This is a genomic window from candidate division WOR-3 bacterium (assembly GCA_039801905.1).
Lineage (GTDB): Bacteria > Hydrothermota > Tepidihabitantia > Tepidihabitantales > JBDRVQ01 > JBDRVQ01.
This window is the reverse complement of record JBDRVQ010000032.1, coordinates 1-19,414: the sequence shown is the minus strand read 5'-3', so window position 1 is coordinate 19,414 and position 19,414 is coordinate 1. Positions and strand designations below refer to the sequence as shown.

At 43.9% G+C, this 19,414-nt stretch carries 18 protein-coding genes; 12 read left to right on the top strand and 6 right to left on the bottom strand.

Annotated features, from left to right (window positions below; genetic code table 11):
- Positions 1–21 precede the first annotated feature (21 nt).
- The gene (locus ABIL00_06680) at positions 22–345 is read right to left on the bottom strand and encodes a hypothetical protein (GenBank protein ID MEO0110441.1); all 324 of its coding nucleotides are present in this window, start codon (positions 343–345) and stop codon (positions 22–24) included.
- A gap of 366 nt (positions 346–711) precedes the next feature.
- On the opposite strand from ABIL00_06680, the gene ABIL00_06675 reads away from it, so the two are divergent.
- The 4 genes from ABIL00_06675 to ABIL00_06660 are packed head-to-tail and all read left to right on the top strand — an operon-like array spanning position 712 to position 4,224.
- On the top strand, positions 712–1,050 hold the full coding sequence (locus ABIL00_06675) for a hypothetical protein (protein ID MEO0110440.1): 339 nt from the start codon (positions 712–714) through the stop codon (positions 1,048–1,050).
- Positions 1,032–3,203, top strand: a complete 2,172-nt coding sequence (locus tag ABIL00_06670; GenBank protein ID MEO0110439.1) for a V-type ATP synthase subunit I — start codon at positions 1,032–1,034, stop codon at positions 3,201–3,203. The genes ABIL00_06675 and ABIL00_06670 overlap by 19 nt, the downstream gene beginning before the upstream one ends.
- Before the next feature lie 8 nt (positions 3,204–3,211).
- Positions 3,212–3,688 carry a V-type ATP synthase subunit K gene (locus tag ABIL00_06665; GenBank protein MEO0110438.1) on the top strand — a complete coding sequence of 159 codons (477 nt, stop codon included), beginning with the start codon at positions 3,212–3,214 and terminating at the stop codon, positions 3,686–3,688.
- Positions 3,685–4,224, top strand: coding sequence for a hypothetical protein (locus ABIL00_06660; protein ID MEO0110437.1), 540 nt, complete (start codon positions 3,685–3,687; stop codon positions 4,222–4,224). The genes ABIL00_06665 and ABIL00_06660 overlap by 4 nt, the downstream gene beginning before the upstream one ends.
- Here ABIL00_06660 and ABIL00_06655 read toward each other — a convergent pair.
- The 3 genes from ABIL00_06655 to larA are packed head-to-tail and all read right to left on the bottom strand — an operon-like array spanning position 4,198 to position 7,286.
- Positions 4,198–4,896: a tetratricopeptide repeat protein gene (locus ABIL00_06655; GenBank protein MEO0110436.1), complete on the bottom strand. Its 699-nt coding sequence runs from the start codon at positions 4,894–4,896 to the stop codon at positions 4,198–4,200. The genes ABIL00_06660 and ABIL00_06655 overlap by 27 nt on opposite strands.
- Positions 4,893–6,050 (bottom strand): membrane protein insertion efficiency factor YidD, encoded by a 1,158-nt coding sequence (gene yidD / locus ABIL00_06650; protein ID MEO0110435.1) that lies wholly within the window; start codon positions 6,048–6,050, stop codon positions 4,893–4,895. The genes ABIL00_06655 and yidD overlap by 4 nt, the downstream gene beginning before the upstream one ends.
- A 3-nt stretch (positions 6,051–6,053) precedes the next feature.
- The gene (gene larA, locus ABIL00_06645; protein ID MEO0110434.1) at positions 6,054–7,286 is read right to left on the bottom strand and encodes a nickel-dependent lactate racemase; all 1,233 of its coding nucleotides are present in this window, start codon (positions 7,284–7,286) and stop codon (positions 6,054–6,056) included.
- Positions 7,287–7,361: 75 nt separating this feature from the next.
- Here larA and ABIL00_06640 point away from each other — a divergent pair, with 75 nt between their 5' ends.
- From ABIL00_06640 to ABIL00_06605, 8 genes are read left to right on the top strand one after another with little or no spacing between them, the layout of a single operon-like run.
- Complete coding sequence (locus ABIL00_06640) at positions 7,362–8,123, top strand: prolipoprotein diacylglyceryl transferase family protein (protein MEO0110433.1); 762 nt, start codon at positions 7,362–7,364, stop codon at positions 8,121–8,123.
- Positions 8,116–8,826, top strand: a complete 711-nt coding sequence (locus ABIL00_06635; GenBank protein MEO0110432.1) for a ComF family protein — start codon at positions 8,116–8,118, stop codon at positions 8,824–8,826. Before ABIL00_06640 ends, ABIL00_06635 begins: the two co-directional genes overlap by 8 nt.
- Before the next feature lie 2 nt (positions 8,827–8,828).
- Entirely contained in the window at positions 8,829–10,184 is a 1,356-nt protein-coding gene (locus ABIL00_06630) for a radical SAM protein (GenBank protein MEO0110431.1), read from the top strand.
- 29 nt (positions 10,185–10,213) lie between these two features.
- Positions 10,214–13,540, top strand: coding sequence for a C25 family cysteine peptidase (locus tag ABIL00_06625; protein MEO0110430.1), 3,327 nt, complete (start codon positions 10,214–10,216; stop codon positions 13,538–13,540).
- Positions 13,537–14,892: a M14 family zinc carboxypeptidase gene (locus ABIL00_06620; GenBank protein MEO0110429.1), complete on the top strand. Its 1,356-nt coding sequence runs from the start codon at positions 13,537–13,539 to the stop codon at positions 14,890–14,892. Before ABIL00_06625 ends, ABIL00_06620 begins: the two co-directional genes overlap by 4 nt.
- A gap of 30 nt (positions 14,893–14,922) precedes the next feature.
- Positions 14,923–15,183 (top strand): Lrp/AsnC ligand binding domain-containing protein, encoded by a 261-nt coding sequence (locus ABIL00_06615; protein ID MEO0110428.1) that lies wholly within the window; start codon positions 14,923–14,925, stop codon positions 15,181–15,183.
- A gap of 1 nt (position 15,184) precedes the next feature.
- Entirely contained in the window at positions 15,185–15,427 is a 243-nt protein-coding gene (locus ABIL00_06610) for an Lrp/AsnC ligand binding domain-containing protein (GenBank protein MEO0110427.1), read from the top strand.
- Positions 15,428–16,336: a D-alanine--D-alanine ligase gene (locus ABIL00_06605; protein ID MEO0110426.1), complete on the top strand. Its 909-nt coding sequence runs from the start codon at positions 15,428–15,430 to the stop codon at positions 16,334–16,336.
- Between the two features lie 7 nt (positions 16,337–16,343).
- Here ABIL00_06605 and ABIL00_06600 read toward each other — a convergent pair whose 3' ends face one another.
- Together ABIL00_06600 and gyrA are read right to left on the bottom strand one after the other, a co-directional pair.
- Complete coding sequence (locus tag ABIL00_06600) at positions 16,344–16,835, bottom strand: hypothetical protein (GenBank protein MEO0110425.1); 492 nt, start codon at positions 16,833–16,835, stop codon at positions 16,344–16,346.
- Positions 16,836–19,253: a DNA gyrase subunit A gene (gyrA, locus tag ABIL00_06595; protein MEO0110424.1), complete on the bottom strand. Its 2,418-nt coding sequence runs from the start codon at positions 19,251–19,253 to the stop codon at positions 16,836–16,838.
- Between the last annotated feature and the right edge of the window lie 161 nt (positions 19,254–19,414).

Below are 19,414 nucleotides of genomic sequence, written 5' to 3'. Positions count from 1 at the left end.
TAGAGATTTTAAGAAAAATACTCATGGTGTGTCTCCTTTGGCGGGTGCTGATTTTGGTGGCACCCGCCTTTTATTATAATCAAATATAACTCCTCTTTCAATTTTCCACATAATTTGAATATATCTCACTTCCCTGCGAAAGGCTTTTTCTATTAGACTCCCACTTTCGCTTCGGATTAAAACCCGGATTGGGCTTAGGATTATAACTTCTATTAAGCCATCGTTTAGGCTCTTTATTAAACCCCTAATTATTTCTTTTATTAGACCATCTTCTATATTCTCCATTAAACCCTTTATTAAATCCAAAATTAAGCCTTTTCTTAGAACTTCTATTATCCCTTCCATTAAATCCCCGATACCATCCCCTGTATGCTACACCCCATTTTATAAAGATAAACCCCTCCTTTCTGATAAAGATCTCACGCTTAATGCCATTTTCGTTAAGTGCTAATTACCCGATAACACCTCCTCAATCTCTATTCTGATGATTATAAATCCGCCCCAGGCGGATAACTCTGAAAAGGCAAAATCTTTAATTAACTTCTTCATAGCCCTATATAATAAATACGGAAATATCCCCCAAAATTGGACACTAAATTTCTCCCCTTTTTATAAGTCTTTGATTTTTCATAACTTATTTTTTATCACATCCGATTCCTTCAACCATCCAACAGAAAGAAGAGGTTTGACAGTTAATAGGAATTGTGTATAATGGAGTTCAATATGGAAGATATTATTAAAGAGATAAAATTGGCAGAAGAGAAGGCGAAGGAGATTGTGGAATCGGCAAAGCGAGAGGGAGAAAGGTTACTTGCCCAGATTAAAGAAGAAAGGAAGATGATGGGAGAGGAGATAAAGAGGGAGATGGAAAAGAAACGGCAAGAAGAAGAGGAGAAATTAGAAAGGGAACTGGCGGAGGAGAAGGAGAGAATAAGAAAGGAGACCGAAGAGAGGAAAGCCAGGATAAAAGAACAAATAGAAACTAATCGGGAAGAGATTATTGGTTTTATTATCAGGCGGATAAAAGAGGAATGGCGGTCGCCAAAGTAAGTAAAATCCTTTTAGCCTGCCATAAATCAGAGAAGGAAGAACTCCTCTCTTCCCTCCAAAAGAAAGGGATAGTTCATATCACAAAGGTGAAGGAAGCAGGAAGAGGGGAGGAGAAGGAATTTTTTGATCTGATTAACGCCTGCGAAGAGGTAATCGCCTACTTAGAAGGGATAAAACCCGAGGAGAGGAAAAAGGTCGCAATCAGTCTGGAGGAGTTTACGGTTAAGGAAGACCTACCCTCTCTGGTTCAAAAGGTTAAAGGGTGGAAGGAGGAGGTAAATTCCTTAGCCGAGAAGGAGAAGGAGATTGACCAGGAATTGGCAAAAATTAAACCCCTCGCCTCGCTTCCGAGTGAGATAGAGGATTTATATTCCTTAGAGAAATTTGAGGTAGCCCTCGGCTTCTTCCCCACTCCCAAGTTATTTATTGAGGCAAAAGGGGAGGAAGAAAAGAGGGGATTTTACCTCAAAGAGATTAGTCGTTCTTTAAATCGGGTCTATGCCCTAGTCCTTTTTCCCAAGGAGAAAGGGAAAGAGGTCAGGGAATTCCTCTCGGGAAAGGATTTCACCCCGATTGATTTAAGAAAGTTTTCCGGAACGATAGAGAAGAATATTGAGAGGTTAAATTCCTTAAAGGAGGAGATGAGAAAGAAGAGGGAAGAGTTGGCGAAAGAGATGGAAAAACTCACTTCCTTTCTCCCCCAGTTAAAAATCGGGGCTGACTACTACCAAAATGTGAAAGTGCGAAGAGAAATAGAGAACCATCTCCACCAAACCAAAAGTTCGGTGGTGATTGAAGGTTGGGTTAAGGAACGAGACTATAAGACACTTTTCTCTTTAGTGAGTAAATTTCCCACCGCGGTCTTAACCCGCATTAAACCCGAATTGAACGAAGAGCCTCCCGTTGCCTTAGAAAATAAGAGGATCTTCCAACCCTTTGAGATGGTGGTCAATCTCTACGGGATGCCTTCTTATCAGGAGATTGACCCCACCCCTTACCTCACCCCTTTCTTTATCATCTTCTTCGCCCTCTGCCTCTCCGATGCCGGCTACGGTTTGATCACCCTATTCTTATCCCTTCTTCTCCTCGGAAGATTGAAAAGGATGAAAAATTTCCTTATCCTTTTAGCAATTTGTAGCGGATTTACCATCGGTGCCGGGGCGATCACCAATAGTTGGTTTGGTGATATCTTAGAAAGGTTAGCCATCCCCTTTCTGAAAACCTTCAAAGACCGTTTGGTCCTTTTTGATCCGTTTCAAAATCCCCTCACCTTTTTCTATCTCTCCTTAGCCCTTGGCTATATCCATCTCAACTATGGTCTCCTCTTAGAGATTTACGACTCCTTCCGGATAAGAAATCCCCTTCCCACTCTCTTCAATGAAGGCTTTTGGCTCATCCTCTTAAATTCTTTACTCTCCTTCTTCCTTTTAGGTAAAACCTTTTATTCCTTAAAGCCAATTTTTATCTCCCTGATCTTAGTGGCGGCTGCTGGACTTATCACCCTTTCCCGTTTCCATCCCAATTATCTTTCAAGGCATCTTCTCTTTTTCTCTACCCTTTCCTCCTTCCTCCTCTCTCTTGGTTTTCGCCTCCGATATTTTAAGATCCTATTCCTCCTCCTCTTTCTTCTCACTATCTTCTTCTCCCTTATGGATAATCGGAAGAAGTTGACAATTGGGAAATTGATCCCCTATTGCTTAGCCTTCGCCACTTTCCTTCTTTATATGGGGAATTTAATCCCCGCTCCCATTTTTCTCGCCTTAGGGGTTGGATCAATTTTCCTTTCCCCAATCAATCGGCAACTGGTAAAAAAGTTAATTTGGGGAGCCTACAATCTCTATGGTGGAACTTCCTTTATCGGGATTATCCTTTCCTATATCCGGTTGATGGCTTTGGGAATGATGACCGCGGGAATTGGGATGGCGGTAAATAGTATTGCCTGGATGGTGAAGGGGATCCCGGCTTTAGGGATAATCCTCACTCTCTTTGTTCTCTTAATTGGCCATACCTATAACATTGCGGTGAGCATCTTGGGGGCGTTTGTCCATACCCTGCGGTTAAATTATGTTGAGTTCTTTCCCCGTTTCTTCACCGGCGGGGGGAAAAGATTTTCTCCATTTAAGTTAGAGACAAAATATGTGGAGATTAAATAGGAGGGAAAATGGTTGACCCAATCGGTTTAACCTTAGGGATCTTAGGTTGTGCGATTGCCGTATTCCTTTCGGGGATTGGTTCCGCAAAAGGGATCAGCCTTGTCGCCTCCGTCGCCAGTGGTGTTTTAGCAGAGGCGCCGGAGAAATTTGGTAGTCTCTTCCTTTTGGTTGCCCTTCCCGGAACCCAAGGTTTTTACGGATTTTTAGGCGCCTTCTTAGCCTTAACGAAAATGGGAATTTTCGGTAACTTAGCCCCGATCACCCTATGGCAGGGGGCGCAAATTCTGGGAGCCTGCCTTCCCGTAGCGGTGGCTGGCTTGGTGAGCGCCATCCTCCAAGGGAAGGTCTGTGCCAGTGGGGCGCAATTGGTAGCGAAGCGAAGCGAAGAGGCGATGAAGGCAGTAGTCTATGGGGCAATGGTTGAGACTTATGCGGTCTTAGGACTTTTGGCGACAATCTTCTTACTGATGGGGATTAAATTGTGATGGAAATTAGCCGACTGACCGAAAAGATAATCAAAGAGGCGGAAGAAGAAAAGGAAAGAGTTAAACAGGAATACGCAGCGAAAATTAGTGAGTTAAAAGCGGAGATAGAAAAGGAGAAGGAGGCGCTAAGGCAAAAGGAAAGCCAGAAATTGCGGAGGGAGATTGAGAAAAGAAAAAAGAAGATTCTGGCGGAAGAGAAGACAAAAAGCAGAAACGAGTTGCTCTCCTATCAGTGGCAAATGATTCAGGAGATTATTAAAGAAGTGAAGCGAAGAATCCGCCTCGGGGATTATTTAGCAATTCTGCGCCAGGTGATTAAAGAATGGGCGGCGCCGAACGACACGATAACCCTGGCGGTTGAAGACTTTCCCTTCTTAGCAAAGGAGTTCCCGGAATTAAAGAAGGAGAATAGTAAAGAACTGAGCGCGGGGGTGATAATCAAAAAGGAGAAGGAAGAGATTGATTTCTCCTTGGAAAGTATCTGGGAAAAGATAAAAGGAGAGGTTATATTATTTTTGGGGCGATACCTCCTTTAGGATTAGTTCTCTGAGCCTTTCTTCTAAATATCGTTCATTATATTCTTGGAGGAAAAGACGTGCATTTTTTATGGAACCTCCATAGAAACGGAGAAAGAGAAGGGAGAAGAGGAGCAAGGCGTCCATCTTTTTGCCCCTTTTGAGAGAAAAGTAGACTCCATAACCCGAAAGGGTTGTGAAGAGAAAAGCCGATATCCCTTCTTTGTATCTTCCGGCATAAATCTCCCCGGAACCAGGGATGAGATAAGAGAGGGAGGAGAGGTACACCTTCTTCGGAAGTCTCACTTCCTTTATCCGGCGAAGAAAGAAAGTCTCATTGGTTTTGATGAGTAAATCTTCAACGGAACGGAATCTCCGGCTGTTAATATAGTATCTCAAAAGAGAAGTGCGTGCCTCCTTTTTCACTAAGGTGTCTTCCAAAGCGGGGCTAAAGATAATCTCCCTTAAAAGTTGCTCTCCCTTTAACCAATCCCCTTCCTTCCCCCTTTGGAGATAGGAGAGGGCTAATTTGTATTGGGCGTAGGGGAGGGAAGGAGATGAGAATTGGTAGAAGATAAACCTTTGGTATTCTCTAAGCGCTTGCGGATAAAGCCCTCTTTCCAAAAGGGTATCCGCCAAATCCAATTCCGGTTCCCGATTGAAGATAAAAAGGAAGATAAGAAGATAATTCACTCCAAAAGGAAACCCTTCAGGTCAATCTGCCAAGAGGGATAACCTTCCTCCTGTAACTTTTCTTTCCATCTTTTAATGAAGTTTTTCTTCTCATACCGATTATAATCGTAGGCACTAATCACCGCGCCGTAGACATTGCCCAAATGGAAAAGGGAGGTTAAAGAGAGGAAGAACCAGAACTTTCCTTTCTCCTTTTCTTTTCCGTAATGATAACTTATCCCCGCCAATGTGCCGACCACAAAAAGGGAATAGAGACCATCCCCCGCGCGGTTGGTATAGACCTGTCCGGCACCGGGCAAAAGAAAAGAGAAGAGGCCGGAAAGGAGGGGCGATTTCCTTTTGGGTAAAGATAAGTTCTTCATCGGAAAATAAGAAAAGAACCTCTCTAAGTTACCTTCGTAGAGATAAGAGAGACCATAGAGGAATTGGGCGGTATTTTTTAACCTCTCATCTTTGATATAAAAGAGTTGGGAACGGGCAGAATCGTATTTCCCTTCCGCTAAGAGAACTCTTCCCCGCATCAGCATCCGCAACCCCTTATTCGCCAACCCTTCCACTTCTTTCCGGGCATTACCATAATTCCCCAGTTTGGAATAGCATTCGCCACTCATCACCTTTGCGTATTCTCTAATCCGTTCGTCATTCGTCCAAAACTTTATCTTTAAGTATTCCGCCAACGCCAAGGAAAATTCTTTTTCGGTATAAAGAAAGTCCGCGAAGGCTAAATCATAGGGCTCACCGGGAAAGAGAAAGCGAAAGGTGTCAAGGGTAATCAACCAGATATCAAAATCCACACTTTCCCTTTCCTTGACCGAGCCGAGAAAATGTCTTTCCGGGGGGTCAAAGATTTTTCCCTCTTTTTCTCCGGAATAAAAGTCCTGGGCGTAAAGCAAAGCAAAAGGATTACATCTTTCCAAGCGGTCCGCGGTCATTATTAGCCCCCAAAAAAAGTTATAACGATTTATCGCCGCTTTGGCGTAACGGGAACAGGTAGGAGAGAAAAAGCAGATATCTTTCCCTTGTAAGGGGGAGAGGAGTTTTTTATAACCATCCAAAAGGAAGTTGGCACCAATGGTTAAGGGATTATAAGCAGGAGGATGGGCGCTCAACCTAAGGATTAAGAGGAACAGGAAGCAATAACGATATACCCTCATCAATTAAGAGGTGCGAAAAATCGGTGTTACCAAACTGGCATCCGGTAAGAAGAGAAGAGAAAATGACCTACCAAATTTCCTCAGGCAATGATCAAAAGCCTCAGAGATACTGCCCATCCTTTTCATAAATAAAGAGTTAATAATATCCTCACTGATTGGGACAACGGCTAAAACCTCAAATCGACTCACCAACTCCGCCAATTTTGCCGACTTGTGTGCCCCCAAGACAAAGTTCTTCTCAATCTCAGCAATTACCTCCTTCGGACTTTTCCCTCCCCTCATCACCCGAATAAACTCATCATCCCCAACCCCTTCCCGACAGGAAGAAACCAAAATTATCACCCCTCCTTCCTTTACCCCCAGTTTGGCATTTTCCAATGCCTTTTGACTTTGGTAAAGGTCAACATCGTAGGGAGGTTGGACTAAGGCTAAAACAACGTCATAAAGTTTTTCAATCGGCAAACAGAATGTCCCCTCCGCCTCTTTTACCCCGGCTAAGAAAGATTCCGAGAGTTCACCAAATTTGATATCCCTTAAATTCTTATTCTGGTCAATAACCAATTGGATAGAGAAAATCGGTCTCGGGACCATTAAAGAGACTTCTTCCATATCCCGAGAGACCGGATTGTCAATTAAATTTAAGGTCTTGGCTTTTGGCGAGAGGGAGAGTTTATGATTTAAGGTGATCGTCTCGTATCCCGCCACTCCAGGAACAAAACTCTTCCTTCCCCCCGTGAATCCAGCAAAATAATGGGGTTCAACTGAGTTGATCACCATAATCTTCTTGTGCTTAAAGAGCAATTCGTTTAATGCCACCGGGGTACCAAAAGAGGTTTTGCCTAAAAAGACTAATTTTCCCCGGTCTTTGGCATCGTGGCAGACAATTCGTTCTTGATAGGGATGATAAAATTTACCAAATATCCTTTCGTACTCCTCCTTTTTGGGAGGGCGGTGGGAGCCGAGGGCGATAAGGAAAGAAAATTCCTTACCCCTTATCTCTTCCTCTAAATGGGAGATAATCATTTCGGTTGGGGTCGGTCGGGTATAATCATTGACAATTATGAGAAGCGAATTGGCATCCGAGAGGAAATCCCGCACCCCTTCTTTCAATTTTTTTACCAACGGTTCTAAATCTTTTTTTGCGCGATCTCCTTTTTGGGACAAAACCTTAACCTCCACCCCCGCGGGCAATTTCACTAATTCAAAAGATTCTCCATACTTAACCTTTAATTCCATAAAGAAATATATAAGAAAAAGGGGAGATGTCAATAAAAATACTTGACAAATGGGATAAATGAATTAAAGTAAGAAATGTATCCCATAATTCTCCGCCTCGGGCGATTTAATCTCTACTCCTACGGCTTAATGCTTTTTATCTCTTTCCTCTTGGGGATTAAACTGACCTCAGCCCGGGCAAAAAAGTTTGGGGTAAAAGAAGAATTAATTTCCAATCTTGCCCTTCATATCCTTTTTGGCGCCATCATCGGTTCTCGGTTATTATATGTTTTCCTCCACTGGTCGGAGTTTGAAAATGATATTATCGGCATCTTCGCCTTCTGGCGCGGTGGTCTAGGTGGGCTGATGTTTTTTGGTGGATTTGGGGGTGGACTTCTCTCCGGCATTTATTATGTGAGAAAGAGAAGACTACCTCTAAGAAAGATGCTTGATGCCTCCTCCCCCGCCCTGGCACTGGGTGAATTCTTTACTCGGATTGGCTGTTTCCTTAACGGCTGTTGTTTTGGCAAACCGACCGCTTCCTTTTGCGGAATAAAATTTCCCAAGAGTTCACCCGCGGGTATCTTTGAAAAGGTCTACCCCACCCAATTGTACTCTTCCCTTTTTGGCTTAATACTATTTCTCTTTATCATCTTCTTCTTAGAAAAGAGGAGGTTAAAACCAGGGATGGTTTTTGCTCTTACGATGATCATTTATGCCTCTTTCCGGTTTTTAATTGACTTTATCCGCTATTACGAGAACTTAGCCAACTTCTGGACGAACCAGGCTATCGCCGTTGGTTTAATTGTCATTGGCTTCATTTTATTAATCCGTTTCCAAAAAGGGGAATATGCTTAAAAATTTTCGCTCACTATTTTCCCATCTCCTAAGTTTCTTTTATCCCCCAATCTGCCCGGGCTGCGGAAAGGAGTTTGAAGAAGAGGAAAATCTTTTATGCCTTACCTGCTACCAAAGATTATTCACCTCTTCTCTGGCAGTCTGTCCAAGGTGTGGCCGACCGGTTCCTTATTTTAAGAGATGCGGGGAATGCCGGCCGAAATTGAATTTGAGACGGATCCGGGCGTTAGGCTTATACCAAGAACCTTTTAAGGGGATTCTTGAAGAGTTTAAGTATTATGGAAAGGTGAGGTTGGGGAGAATTTTAGGGGATGCCTTGTCCTTACTTTTAAGTTATGATCCGGTCTTAAAGAGGAGTGATTTTTTAGTACCGATCCCTCTTCATCCGGCGAGGAGGCGGGAGCGGGGTTATAACCAATCGGAGATTCTGGCGCGACGGGTAGCAGAGAGGACCAAAATCCCCATCGCTTTCTGCCTCCAACGCCAGAAGAATACAAAGAGTCAAGTAGACATTTCACCCGAAAAACGATTTGAAAATATAGAAGACGCCTTCACTCTCCGGGCCGGTTATGAGATTAAAGGGAAGGAGATTACTTTGATTGATGATGTCACCACCACCGGTGCCACCCTCTCGGCCGCGGCAAAGGTTTTAAGGGAGAACGGAGCAAAGGAGGTATACGGCTTGGTGGTCGCCAAAGGCTAAAGATGAGAATTGATTTGATTGTCCCTTCTTTTGAAGACGAAAAGAAGCGGCGAATGAAAGGGAAGGCTTTTCGGGTACCCCAATTATCCTTAGGGATTTTGGCCGCTTTGACCCCACCCGAGATTGAAGTTAACTATTACGATGAGAATCTAATGGACTTAAACTTTGACACCGGTGCCGACCTGGTGGGGATCACCACAATGACGGTTACCGCCCCTCGGGCTTATCAGATAGCGAAGGAATATAAAAAGAGGGGGGCAAAGGTGGTCTTGGGAGGAATCCACCCCTCTCTCTTACCAAACGAAGCCTTACGGTATGGGGATAGCGTGGTGATTGGGGAGGCGGAGTATGTTTGGCAGGAGGTGATTAGGGATTTTCAAAATAAGGAATTGAAACCAATCTACCAGGCAAAAGAGAAGGTGAGAATGGAAGATATCCCTTTCCCGAGGAGGGAGATCTTTAAAAATAAGGGTTATCTTCTCACTTCCGTCTTCCAGATCACGAGGGGTTGTCCTTTCAATTGTGATTTCTGCTCCGCCCATCTCCTCTTCGGCAACTATTACCGGAAGCGGCCAGTTGAATTGGTGATTAAAGAGATTGAAGAGGTTGACCGCCCCCTCATCGTCTTTGTTGATGACAACATCGCAGGGGATAAACGCTATGCCAAAAGGTTATTTTCCGAACTTATCCCCTTAAAAAAGAAATGGCTGGGAGAAGCGGATCTTTCTATCGCCGATGACCCGGAATTATTAAAATTGGCAAGGAGGAGTGGTTGCTATGGCCTCTTTATCGGTTTGGAATCGGTGAGCGATGCTGGTTTGAAGGAGTTAAATAAATCCTTCCAAAAGGTTAAGGATATGGCGGATAAGATAAAAAAGATCCAAGACGAAGGGATTATGATTGAAGGTTCTTTTATCTTCGGTCTGGATACCGACGATAAATCGGTCTTTGAAAAGACTTTAAGTTTCGCCAAGGAGAATAATTTAGCTTTGGCATCCTTTGGTATTCTGACGCCCTATCCCGGGACAAGGTTAGAGAGAAAACTGAGAGAAGAAGGGAGGATCATCACTACTAACTGGCGGCTGTATGACTGTGGCCATACGGTATTTAAGCCAAAGAATATGACCGTGGAGGAGTTACAGGAAGGTCTGGATTGGACCTGGTGGAATTTCTATTCTTATTCCTCAATCTTTAAGCGCCTTTGGCATGCCAGAAAAAGTCTTATCGTTACGGGGATCCCCCTCTTGATTCTTAACTTATCATACCGCCGAATGCTTTACCGAACGACCGATGTCAAATCCTGGCTCAGGGAAGATTATCCGGAATTGACTACGGAGCCAATTCCGGAGGAGACTTGATTGTCCTCTTTATTTTTCTATAATTAATTATGAAAAGATTTTTAATTCTCTTTCTTTTTCTTTGGGCATACAGCCAGGAAGGGGCAAGATATTTAATTATCAGCCATGAGAATTTTATCCCCGCCATTACCCCTTTGGCAGAATGGAAGATAAAGAAGGGTTTGCCAACGAAAATTGTTCCCTTGAGTGTCACCGGGCGAACTCCGGATTCTATCCGGAATTACATCTTAAACGCCTATAATACCTGGCCAATAAAACCGGAATATATCCTTTTAGTTGGCAGTGGTAACTACTTAAGAAGTTATAATAGCCGCTACGATGACTATTATGGGAATATGACGGGTGATTATAAAGAGGAGTTATCAGTTGGTCGCTTCTCCTGTAATACCCCAAGGCAATGTTCAGTTATGGTCTTAAAGAGTATCACTTATGAGAAAAATCCTTACCTCTCCGGTGATTCCTCTTGGTTTTTGAAAGGGACAACGGTTGTGAGGGAGGATAATCCCCCTGACCCTTATTATCAGGCGGATGCTCGCTATATCAGAAATTTGGTTTTAAGTTATGGTTTTATCCAGACCGATAGTTTTATTAACTTACAGGGGCACAATGCGAATAATGTCATTGCCGCGGTCAATGAAGGTCGTTCTTTTGTTGTCTATCGGGGGCAAGGGGTTTCCAACTGGTGGTCACCTTTTGCCTGTAATCCAGACCTTTGCCGGAACTTAAATAAATTACCCATTATTATTTCTGCCACCTGCCAGACAATGACCTTTGCCGCTAATGAGTCAATGGTTTGTGAGGGTTGGCAGAGAAAGGGGAAGCCCGATTCTTTGACTGGTGCCTTAGCGGTATTCGGCTCTACTAATACCGGCAGTGGCGTCTCTCTCTATCGGGGGGTGGTGAGTAAGGCTTTATTTGATGCCTTTTTCTTTCATCGGATTCATGCCCTTGGTGATGCCTTAAAAAGGGCAAAGTTTTATTTAGATTCTTTATATCACAACCAAGTTCGCTATCAGGAATGGAACCTTTTGGGGGATCCGGAACTTCCCTTTTATACCAAAAAGCCGGAGCGCTTAGAGGTAGTTTGGGATTCGGTTATCTTATTGGGTTCGCAAAATTATCGGGTTTTCGTCCAGAACTTGGTGGAGGAAGAGAGTGCTCTGGTCTGTTTTAGGATGGACTCAACGGTCTATGCCTATGGTTATACCCATTATGGGCAAATTGAATTGCCGATAAATCCTATCCATCCCGGTTCTTTTGAATTAACTGTTACCTGTCCCAACTATTTACCCTTTGAGGGAGAAGGAAGGGTTAGTGTGGGTAATCGACCATATCTTATCTTTTCTCGCCTTTCCCTCTCTGACCGGGGAAATCATAACGGTCGGGTAAATCCCGGGGAAGAGGTTGGGCTTTTCTTAACGATAAAAAATATCGGGGGAAGTGCTGCCAATAATGTGCGGGGGGTTTTAAGGAGTTCGGACCGGTTCGTCTCCATTTTAGACAGTGTGAAAAATTTTGGTTCAATCGCCCCTGGGGAGAGTGCGCTTGGTGGCGAATACCTCTTTTCTTGTTCGCCGGCTTGCAGCAGCAATCATAATTTGGGTTTTCTTTTAAGGCTCTATTCCGATGAAGATTCTTCCTATTCTACCTTTGCCATTAGGGTTTATGCCGGAAGACTTACCCTCCTTTCTACCCAAGTAATTGACTCCTTTCCCTTGGGCAATAACAACGGTCGGATTGGTCGCTCCGAAGGGATTCGGTTTCGGATAAAATTAAAGAATTCGGGAAGCGAAGAGTTAAATAACTGCTTAGTTAAAATTAGGGCTTACGCCCGCTATCTAAGTTTAACCGACTCCCTATCTCAATTCGGAACTATTTTCTCCCAAGAGAGCCTTTCTAATTTTAATGATGAGTTGTCTTTAACTACTTCCCCTTCTTTACCACCGGGCGAGGATTTACTTTTTAAGTTTTTCCTTTCGGGCTCAGGTCAAACCTACCAGTTTTTAGATTCCTTTTCTCAAACCTTCCGCAGCGAAGGTGAAGCTTCTTCTTTACCCCAGGGTCCTTGTCCTTATGGCTATTTTGCCTATGACAATACCGATACCGCATCTGGTGAGGCACCGGTCTATAATTGGTTCGGGATTGCTCCCCCTGGTCCGGGGAGGTTGATCCCGGAGATTTCTACTCACGATGCGGCAACGGTCACTTTACCTTTACCGTTCCGATTTCAGTATTACGGAATTTTTTATGACTCAATCTCTATCTCTTCCAATGGTTTTCTCGCCTTGGGGAGGACCGCTTACCGTTTCGGCAATAACTCACCAATTCCCGATACCATTGGTCCCCCTGCCATGCTTGCCCCTTTCTGGGACGATTTGAATACGAATGAGAACCAAGGCGGTTTTGGTGATGTCTACGAATATTACGATACGACTAATCATCGTTACCTTTGCGAATTTAACCAAGTTGCTCATAATCAGCGGCAATCGGTGCGGGAGACATTTCAAGTAATCTTTCTTGACCCAAATTATTATCCGACACCAACCGGCGACGGTGAGATAATTTATCAGTACGCAGTGGTGGCGGATGCCTTATCCAATACCGTTGGTATTGAAGACCACACCGAAGCCCGAGGTTTACAATATCTTTATAATAATAACTATTCTCCCAATTCCGCCCCCCTCACTTCCGGACGGGCGATAAAATTTTCTACCAAAAGGCCCCGGCATTTCAACCAACCATTTCTTAGCTTCTATCGGATCGCACTTAATGACTCCTTAGGCAATGGCAACGGCTTGCCCGAACCCGGGGAGGAGATTAAATTAACTACAGAGGTTATTAACCTGGGAGATACTGATGCCATCTCGGTCTCGGGAATTTTAAGAAGCCGAGACGAAGGGGAAGTGAGAGATTCTTTCTCCTTTTTTGGCAATATTCCTGTGGGTGGGATTAGAAATAACTTAAACCCGTTTACATTCTTTATCCCTGAGGTCTTAGAAGATTCCCTCTTACATTTTTATCTTTCCCTTTCCGCTTCTGGTTATTCCTCCCTTTTACCTTTTGAGATTCCGGTCTCTTTTCCCACCGGAGTTGCCGATTTACCCAATTTCCTTCTAAATCATAAACTCTCTCTCCCCACGATTCTTCGGAAAGGTTCGGCACTCAAATTTTCCTTAAAGGAGGGGGAAAGATTAGAGATGCTTCTTTACGACATTACCGGTCGCAAGATAAAGAAAATATCCTTGGAGAGAGGAGAAAGGCAAATCGTTCTACCGGAATTGCCGGTGGGTATTTACTTTTTGAAAATGAAATTTGAAAATTGGGAGTTGAAGAAAAAATTTATCTACCTGAAATGATTTATCTTTTCCTTTTTCTTTTCACCTTTCCTTCTCGTTATCACACCTATGAAGAGATGGTAATGGATTTAAACCGACTTGCCCATAATTATCCCCATCTCTGCCGACTTGAGACTTTGGGTTATTCAACCCGTCTTGGTCTGCCACTTTTGGGATTAAAAATTTCCGACGCCCCTAATCTCCGGGAGGATGAAGCGCGCCTCCTCTTTAATGGGAACCACCACGCGGCGGAGATAATCGGTCCGGAAATCTGCCTTTTTTTAGCGGAGAGTTTATTGGGACAGTACGAAATAAATCCGGAGGTGAAGAGATTTGTTGATTCCGAAGAAATTTGGATTGTGCCGATGGTCAATCCGGATGGCCATTGGATAATTGAACAGGATATTGATACCCTATGGCGTAAGAATTTGCGCGATAACGACAGTAACGGGATAATAAACCTTGACTACGATGGTGTTGATTTAAATCGGAATTACAATTTCCTCTGGGAGAGGGGAAATCCTGAGCCTTCTTCTCGGGAATACCGGGGTCCTCTCCCCTTTTCCGAAAATGAGATTTTCGCTTTAAGAGATCTGGCGCAGAGGGAGAAATTTGTAATTGATGTCTGCTACCATTCGGACATTGACCCCCGGAGGGGAGAGTATGTCTATTTCCCTTGGCTTTGGGGCAATTCTCGCTCTCCGGACTATTTTCATATTCAGAATATCGCTTGCAGTTTAGCCTTTAACATCCCTAATGACCAAAATACCGGAACCTATTCTTATATTTACGGCCGGGCCGATGAAGGAGGATTGGCGAGAAATTGGTTCTACTATGCCTTAGGGATTTTTTCCTTTACGGTTGAGGTGAGTAAGGGTTATCGACCACCAGAAGAGAGGGTTGATTCTATCTGCCGAAAGAATTTGAGGGGTGCTTACTACCTAATGCGAAGAGCACTCGCCTCCCAAATTACCGGGAGGATTTTTGATGCGGTAACCGGTGAACCCCTAAGTGCCGAAGTGAGGATTTTGGAGTGTTATGCACCCCCAGAGACGATCTTACCAAGATTTTCGGATCGGGAATCTGGTCGCTTCCGCCGACTTTTGAATCCGGGGCGTTACACAATTCAGGTGGTAAAGGACGGTTACGGAGTAAAGACCGAAACCTGTGAGGTCTTTTTTGGTCAACCGACCGAGATAAATTTTTATCTTCAACCGAGTGGAGCAGAGGAAGAATTTTTTTTACCCCAAAAAGATGAAGGTAGGGAGAAGTTTTATACACCGGACGGGCGCTTAATAGAGAGCCAAAAACTGAGAAAGGGGATATATTTCCAAAAAGGTAAAGGGAAGACAAAGAAGATAATCCACTATTGACGGGAATCGCTTTTTACTTATAATAACTTTATGAAAGCAAAGGCTTTCGTTTTGATCAATTGTGAAGCGGGAAAGACAAGGCGCATCGTGGAAAAGATCCAGCAAATTCCCGGGGTGGAATATGCGGAAGCGGTGACTGGCCCTTATGACATAATCGCCATTGTCTCCGGGTCGGATATTAATTATATTGGGGCGGTGATTGCCGAGCGGATACAAACAATTGATGGGGTAGAGAAGACGGTCACCTGTAATGTAGTACGCTTTGATTCTTTAGATAGCCTCATTTATTAAAATGGGTGCGACCGCTTATGTTTTAATTAACGTTTCGGCGGGCAAGGCGCGTGTGGTTTATGAAGAATTGAGTAAGATTAAGGAGATTACCCACATTGATGCCATCTCTGGACCATTTGATATTATCATCTCCCTAACCGCTCCCGACTTCAATACCATAGGGAAAATTGTGATTGATAAGATTCAAAGTATCCCCGGTGTGGAAAGAACACTCACCTGCCAGGTAATTCGGTTTGAACCCTGAATGCGGGTTGGCGTTCTCTGCGGTGGTTGGTCAAGGGAAAGGGAGATTTCGCTTTTAACTGGGAAGAAGGTCTACGAATCTTTAAGGAGGCAGGGTTACGAATGTCTCCTCCTTGACTTAAACCGAAACTTTGCCCAACAGATTGGGGAAGCGAAAATTGATCTGGCTTTTATCTGTCTCCACGGCAAACCGGGAGAGGATGGAACAATCCAAGGGTTTTTAGAACTTTTAGGAATTCCTTATACCGGAAGTGGAGTTGTTGCCTCGGCGGTTGGGATGGATAAAATTCTGACGAAGATAGTATTTTCCTACTATTCAATCCCCACGCCCGAGTTTTTTCTAATTGAGAGAGAAGAAGATGTCCAATTGGCGATAGAAAAATTGGGACTACCGGTAGTCTTAAAACCCCGCTCCGAAGGTTCTTCAATCGGGGTGAAGATTTTAAGAGAAAAAGAAGAGGTCCTGCCCGCGGTTCTCTCCGCTAAAGAGGAGTTCGGAAGTATCTTTTTGGAAGAATATATTCCGGGAAGGATCGCCACTTGTGGAATTCTGGCGGATAGGCCATTGCCCATTTTAGAACTTGTACCGAAAAGGCGGGAATTTTATGACTACAAGGCAAAATATACCAAAGGGGAAACCGAATTTATCTGCCCGGCAAGGATTTCCGAGGATTTAACAAAGAAGATTCAAAACTTATCCCTTTTAGCCCATAAGGCAATCGGTTGCCGGTGTTATTCCCGATTGGATTTAGTAATCCAGGGGGAGAGACCATTTTTTCTGGAGATCAATACCCTGCCCGGTTTGACCGAACTATCTGATTTACCTCAGGAAGCAGCGGTAGCAGGAATTTCTTATGACGAATTGATCCTCACTATCTTAAATTGGGGAAGGGGGAAAAATAGCACTTAGTTAAAATTTACTCTTCCAGTTCTGGTCCGAGTCTTGCCCGATAGAGAAGGGAAACTAATGCCTTAAAGGAACGAAATTCTAAAACTTCCTTCGCCACCCAGGAATCCTCTACCGCATAACCAAAATTTGAATTCCTGCCGTAGATTAAAAGCAAAAACCGAAATAAGATATGGCAGACCGCCCAACCCAAGCCGATCCCCAAGAAGAAACTGAGAAGGGAATCCCAAGATTCCGATGAGATGTCCGCAAAATTTGCTAAGACATTGGCACCGATGAAGAAGATAAAGCCAATCACCAAAAAGAGAATTAAAAGGGTAGAACTTTCGGGAAGACCAACCGCCCGCGCCAAACCTGGATACCAAGAGACGGAGATTGCCGCAGTGATAATTACACCCAACATTTCCAGGAATGGCTTCCCAAAACCATTTCTTCCCCGAAATGCTTGTAAAATAGCAAAGAAGAGAATGACTAAGATACCCAAAAGATCAGCCCCATTCATCTACTCCTCCTTTTCTATTCGGGCGCAATCGGTTAAAGTATCCTCCTCCTTCAAAGCGATCAGTTTCACGCCCACCGCGGCGCGTCCACATTCTTTAATCTCTTTCACCCTCATCCTCATCACCTGCCCCAGCTTAGTGATAAGAATGATATCATCCTCTTCTTTCACATCCAATGCCCTTAATAAATTTCCACTCTTTTCCGAAATCTTTGCCGCAATTACCCCTTTGCCTCCCCTTTTTCTCAGCGGGAAGAGGCGGTAAGGGGTAATTTTACCAAATCCCTTCTCGGTAGCAATTAACAACTTCCCATCCTTTTTCCCAATTGTCCCATCAATCACTTCGTCATCCTTGGCGAGTCTTATCCCCAAAACGCCGCTCGCCGGGCGACCCATCTCCCGAACTTCTGATTCCTTAAATCTAATTCCCCTCCCCTTTTTGGTAATTAAAAATATCTCATCCTTACCCGTGGTTAAAAAAGTATCTTTCAATTCGTCGTTTTTATCAATGCTAATCGCCAAGATGCCCTTCTTTCGCGGATTGGCAAAAAGGGAGAGGGCGCATTTTTTCACTTTCCCCTTCTTCGTCACCATAAAGATATACCCCTTCTCCTTAAAGTCTCTAACCGCCAGATAGGAAGCAATCCTTTCCTCTTTTTCTAAATCTAAAAGGTTAACAATTGGTCTTCCCTTTGAAGCAAAACTTCCCTCTGGGATTTCGTAGACCTTCTGCCAATAGGCTTTTCCCTTGTTGGTAAAGAAGAGAAGATAGTCGTGGGTTGTGGCAACGAAGAGACCGGAGACAAAATCATCCTCGGTAATTTCTAATCCCGAACGACCGACACCGCCCCTTGCCTGTTTCCGATAGGAAGAGACCGCCATCCGTTTGATATAACCTTTGTGGGTAATCATCACACAGACATCCTCTTCGGCAATTAAATCTTCTAAGGATAACTCTTCCACCTTTCCGGGGATAATCTCCGTGCGCCGGGGGGAAGGAAATTTCTCTTTTAGAGCAAGGAGTTCCTTTTTAATCTCCTCCATTATTGCCGGCTTAGAGGACAAGAGAGATTTCAAGCGACTGATCTCTTTGATCAGACTCAGATACTCGTCTTCAATCTTTTGCTGTTCCAATTTTGTCAGTCGGGAGAGTCGCATATCTAAAATGGCGTTCGCCTGGATTTCGGTTAGGTGGAATTTCCTTACGAGGTCCGCCCGAGCGGTCTCGGTATCCTTTGCCTTCTTAATAATTTCAATCACCTTATCAATGTTTTTGAGGCAAATCTTAAAGCCTTCTAAGATGTGTGCCTTCTCTTCTGATTTCTTCAATAAAAACCGGCATTTCCGGGAGAAGGTTTCATAACGAAAGGCGAGGAAGCCTTCTAAGAGTTCTTTTAGATTAAAGATTCTTGGACAATTATCTAAGAGACCCAAAAAGATGATGCCAAAGGTCTCTTCTAATGGGGTAAACTTGTATAGTTGATTTAGGATCACTTCCTTGGCGGTGTCTCTTTTCAGGTCAATGACAATTCTTATTCCGTCCTTATCCGACTCGTCTCGCAAATCGCTTATCCCCTCAATCTTCTTCTCCTTAACTAATTGGGCAATCTTCTCAATTAAGTTTGCCTTATTCACCTGATAGGGAATTTCGGTAATAACAATCCTTTCCCTTCCCCCTTTCACCTCTTCAAATTTAACCCTTCCCCGAAGAATAATTTTCCCCTTACCGGTTTTGTAGGCTTCTCTGATCCCTTCTTCCCCAATAATTATCCCTCCCGTTGGAAAGTCTGGTCCTTTGATGTATTTCATTATCTTCTCAATTGTCGTCTCGGGATTATCAATTAAGACACAGAGGGCATCAATAATCTCTCCCAGGTTGTGGGGTGGAATATTGGTCGCCATACCCACGGCGATGCCACTTGCCCCATTTAAGAGTAAATTGGGAAAGGAAGCGGGTAAAACGACGGGTTCTTTTAGCCTCCGGTCAAAGTTGGGGACGAAGTCAACGGTCTCTTTATCCAAGTCGTTTAAGAGTTCCATCGCCAATGGGGTGAGACGGGCTTCCGTATAACGGTAAGCGGCTGGGGCATCACCATCAATTGAACCGAAATTCCCTTGACCATCAATTAGGGGAAGACGTAAGGAGAAGTCCTGAGCCATCCGCACTAAGGCATCGTAAACCGCCATATCACCGTGGGGGTGATATTTACCTAAGACGTCGCCCACCACCGTGGCGCATTTTTTATAGGGAGAACGGGGGAAGAGGCCCAACTCGTACATAGAGTATAAGATTCTTCTCTGGACGGGTTTTAAACCATCGCGGATGTCCGGTAAAGCGCGTCCGACAATTACCGACATCGCGTAATCTAAATAAGACCTTTTAACCTCATCTTCAATATAGACCGAAATCTCTCGCATCATTTCATTATAAATGAAAAAATGGGGTTTGTCAACCAGCCGGTTTTCATCAAAAATAATCTTACCGAAAATGGGTTATTTAATCAAAAATATCTTACCATTGAAAAAATTTAGGCTCCCTCCCATATTAAAAAGTAATAGGGGGAGCCTTTATGGTTATAACG

What these genes read in the sequence shown, in the direction of transcription:
- larA (MEO0110434.1), bottom strand. Translation starts at nt 7,286, where the DNA reads ATGGAATTAAAGGTTAAGTATGGAGAATCTTTTGAATTAGTGAAATTG.
- ABIL00_06610 (MEO0110427.1), top strand. Translation starts at nt 15,185, where the DNA reads ATGGGTGCGACCGCTTATGTTTTAATTAACGTTTCGGCGGGCAAGGCG.
- yidD (MEO0110435.1), bottom strand. Translation starts at nt 6,050, where the DNA reads ATGAGGGTATATCGTTATTGCTTCCTGTTCCTCTTAATCCTTAGGTTG.
- ABIL00_06620 (MEO0110429.1), top strand. Translation starts at nt 13,537, where the DNA reads ATGATTTATCTTTTCCTTTTTCTTTTCACCTTTCCTTCTCGTTATCAC.
- ABIL00_06640 (MEO0110433.1), top strand. Translation starts at nt 7,362, where the DNA reads ATGTATCCCATAATTCTCCGCCTCGGGCGATTTAATCTCTACTCCTAC.
- gyrA (MEO0110424.1), bottom strand. Translation starts at nt 19,253, where the DNA reads ATGATGCGAGAGATTTCGGTCTATATTGAAGATGAGGTTAAAAGGTCT.
- ABIL00_06635 (MEO0110432.1), top strand. Translation starts at nt 8,116, where the DNA reads ATGCTTAAAAATTTTCGCTCACTATTTTCCCATCTCCTAAGTTTCTTT.
- ABIL00_06605 (MEO0110426.1), top strand. Translation starts at nt 15,428, where the DNA reads ATGCGGGTTGGCGTTCTCTGCGGTGGTTGGTCAAGGGAAAGGGAGATT.
- ABIL00_06615 (MEO0110428.1), top strand. Translation starts at nt 14,923, where the DNA reads ATGAAAGCAAAGGCTTTCGTTTTGATCAATTGTGAAGCGGGAAAGACA.
- ABIL00_06600 (MEO0110425.1), bottom strand. Translation starts at nt 16,835, where the DNA reads ATGAATGGGGCTGATCTTTTGGGTATCTTAGTCATTCTCTTCTTTGCT.
- ABIL00_06670 (MEO0110439.1), top strand. Translation starts at nt 1,032, where the DNA reads ATGGCGGTCGCCAAAGTAAGTAAAATCCTTTTAGCCTGCCATAAATCA.
- ABIL00_06625 (MEO0110430.1), top strand. Translation starts at nt 10,214, where the DNA reads ATGAAAAGATTTTTAATTCTCTTTCTTTTTCTTTGGGCATACAGCCAG.
- ABIL00_06680 (MEO0110441.1), bottom strand. Translation starts at nt 345, where the DNA reads ATGGAAGGGATAATAGAAGTTCTAAGAAAAGGCTTAATTTTGGATTTA.
- ABIL00_06665 (MEO0110438.1), top strand. Translation starts at nt 3,212, where the DNA reads ATGGTTGACCCAATCGGTTTAACCTTAGGGATCTTAGGTTGTGCGATT.
- ABIL00_06675 (MEO0110440.1), top strand. Translation starts at nt 712, where the DNA reads ATGGAGTTCAATATGGAAGATATTATTAAAGAGATAAAATTGGCAGAA.
- ABIL00_06630 (MEO0110431.1), top strand. Translation starts at nt 8,829, where the DNA reads ATGAGAATTGATTTGATTGTCCCTTCTTTTGAAGACGAAAAGAAGCGG.